The following is a 2,907-nucleotide window of genomic DNA, read 5'->3' as shown; positions in this document are numbered from 1 at the left end:
AACGAAAATGGTAAATTTAGAGTCCGGCACGTCACGTAGCCGGGCCGTTGGCTACCATTTAATAATCCAAAATGAATGAAGAAAGACGATCAATCTAAAGATAAGCAACAAAAAGAAAAAGTTGATTCAGCTAAATCTTCCAGTGTAAGTAATGCTAATTCAGGAAATACTCAGCATAGATTAATAAAGTTATTTAATCGGATGAATTCAGTTTTCCGAGAATTTAAGCCGACTATCGAAGTGTTAGGAATTTTAACTGGAATTTTCATTTTGGTTTTAACTTATTGGAGTACTTTAATATCTAGAGAGTTATTAGGGATAACCATCCAGCAAGAGATTAATAAGGCAATGCCAATCTGGGACTTCAAGATAATTGAGGAAGAAAACAAAATTAAAATTATTCCCTTCCAAGACGATATAAAAATTCAAATAGCTAAAGCTTACTTACCTAAAACTATAATGGGTAAAGATACAGATTGGGAGTTTACTCCTCCAGATCATAATTTTTATTATTCGATGTTGAAATTCAATTTAGAGCAATATGTAATTCAAAATATGATGCATGAAAACGAAACTATTACTATTTCAAAAAACAATTTACTTCCCTTTGGTATAGAGGTTGACTATATTCAATATGGAACAACTAGAAAAGTTTATGGAATTTTTCTCTTTCAATTTTCATTGATTAGAAACGATGAGGGACCATCAGTAACGATAGATCAGATTTTGTTTCAAGAGTATGTGAATAAGAATGAGCTGAAAAAAACTGTGGATAGACTGACAACTGAAATAATACAAAAAGGAGAAAAACGGTAGCCAACACAGTGCAGCCGACAATACTCCGCTGCGCTGCGTACTGCGGCTGCACGTTCCCGTTGTGCCTCATTAATCAAACAAAATGAATAGATTGATAACCGTCTTAATGTTAACTTTAATGTTTTCTTGTAATGAAGAGAACAAAGAATTAAAAGTCCAAGATAAGGACATGACGAAAAATCAGATTGATTCAATTCTTTCCGAGTTTAAGTTTAAATATGAATCACCTATTATTATTGATAGTTCAAACCAAATTATTCTGCCTATATCAACAACTCTAATAAATCCAAGAAGAACTTTTAGTGAAGATAAATATTCATCAATGGAGTTTCCTAGATATTGGAATATTCTTTTTTACGATCGGTTAACTGAAGAAACAAAATTACTGACTGATAAGAAGATCAGAATATCGCAGATTCATATTGAGAGAAATAAAAGGAGCGATAATTATAAAGGTTTAGGGGACTATATTCTTTATGAGATTTGCGAATTTGATTTTAATAACGACAATAAACTCAATGATAAAGACCCTGAATACTTATTTGTATCCAAAATGAATGGTGATAGTTTAATTAGGATTTCCCCAAAAAATGAATATTTAGAGCATTTCGAGGTTGTTCCTAATTCAAAACAAATCCTAATTAAAACTTTACGGGACAAGAACCGTGATTTAAAATTTGATAGAGAAGATGAGTCAATTTGGTATATAGCCGAGTTACTTGAATCTAACTGGAAGTTGAAAGAAGTAGTCGATTCAATTGAGAGAAAAAGAATTGAAAAACTGTATTTTGAACAATGGTTAAATTAAAATGAATAATCAACGAGGCACAACACGGTGCAGACGGCAATACTCCGCTACGCTGCGTACTGCGTCTGCACAACCCGTTACCCCTCATTTAAAAAAGCAATTGAATTTGGATTTGATAAAAAACAAAAAAGGCGTTTTTTTATTCTTTACTTCTTTAATTGGAAGTGTATTAAATTCACAAGATTTAAATCTTGCAAATTTCGATTACTCATGTAAAGGAATCATATTAGAAACTGAGTTTGAAGTTGAAAAATTTGATGACGAAGAATACATGACGAGTTTCGTTGAGAAATTTTTTGATCTGCAATCTTGTGGTTTAGATTCAATAGATATCCAGATAATATTTCTAAAACCAGTTTTCGGAAGTTTCCTGCTTTCATTGTCCGGTACACATAAAGATAAGATCAAGATAATAGATATAATCAGAGAGCTAGATAACCTCAATCCGAATGAGTACACTGAAATCAGAAATATATTGGTGGCTAGGAATAAATTGTATTCAAGTATCGTGGATAATAAAAAATGGAAGGAACATAAAGAATTGCTAAATCAGTTGGGAGTCCATGAAAATGATATTAATGAAATACAGATTCTAGTAATAGAAGAAACGAGAAAAGGAATAACGTACAAGGAATTATTAGAAGAATTTACTGAAAATAGTATAGGTAGCGAAGATAAATACTCGAATATTTATTCTAAAGTATTGCGAGATTTATCCATAAACGAGATAGATGAATTAAAGCAAAACACTAATAAGCCTATATTGATTTATTTTCGCAACGATAGAAGCATCAATTGTGAAAAACTAGAGGAAAATGTATTAGCGAAAAGAGAGGTATCGGAAACAATAATGCAAAATTTTGTTTTCGTAGAGTTAAACGTAAGCAATAATACTGTTGTACCAGAAGCCGAACAAAAGATCTCTGGAAAACAAAAGATAAGAACTATTGGTCAACGAAACCTACACTTTCAAATTAATGAATTTGGAAATAATTCACATCCTTTAATAGCTAAATTGAATAGGAAAGGAGAACTTGAATCAATGGTGGGATATGTAAATCTGGGAATATTTTTGGATTTTTTGAGGGAATAAAAACGAGGGGTAACAATGGCTACATGCCATGCCGGTAAAAATCTTCGAGAGGGAAAATGAGATTGAACAGCCGCTGCGCTAGCATTTGTGAAATGGAACGAAAATGGTAAATTTAGAATCCGGCACGGCACGTAGCCGGGCCGTTGGGCACAATTAGCAAGAAAAATCAAGAACTACAAAATCAAATAGC

General features: G+C 32.3%; 3 protein-coding genes. All 3 read left to right on the top strand.

Going from position 1 to position 2,907, the window contains the following annotated elements:
- Positions 1–75 precede the first annotated feature (75 nt).
- Positions 76–816, top strand: coding sequence for a hypothetical protein (locus tag MW688_RS08695; protein ID WP_486735570.1), 741 nt, complete (start codon positions 76–78; stop codon positions 814–816).
- 82 nt (positions 817–898) lie between these two features.
- On the top strand, positions 899–1,624 hold the full coding sequence (locus MW688_RS08690) for a hypothetical protein (RefSeq protein WP_486735569.1): 726 nt from the start codon (positions 899–901) through the stop codon (positions 1,622–1,624).
- 1 nt (position 1,625) lies between these two features.
- Positions 1,626–2,717, top strand: a complete 1,092-nt coding sequence (locus MW688_RS08685; protein ID WP_486735568.1) for a thioredoxin fold domain-containing protein — start codon at positions 1,626–1,628, stop codon at positions 2,715–2,717.
- Positions 2,718–2,907: the final 190 nt, after the last annotated feature.

It is taken from the genome of Johannesbaptistia floridana (assembly GCF_057440575.1).
This window is presented reverse-complemented; position numbering and strand designations above follow the sequence as displayed.

Coding starts and splice junctions, on each gene's coding strand:
- MW688_RS08695 (WP_486735570.1), top strand. CDS start 76: ATGAAGAAAGACGATCAATCTAAAGATAAGCAACAAAAAGAAAAAGTT.
- MW688_RS08690 (WP_486735569.1), top strand. CDS start 899: ATGAATAGATTGATAACCGTCTTAATGTTAACTTTAATGTTTTCTTGT.
- MW688_RS08685 (WP_486735568.1), top strand. CDS start 1,626: ATGAATAATCAACGAGGCACAACACGGTGCAGACGGCAATACTCCGCT.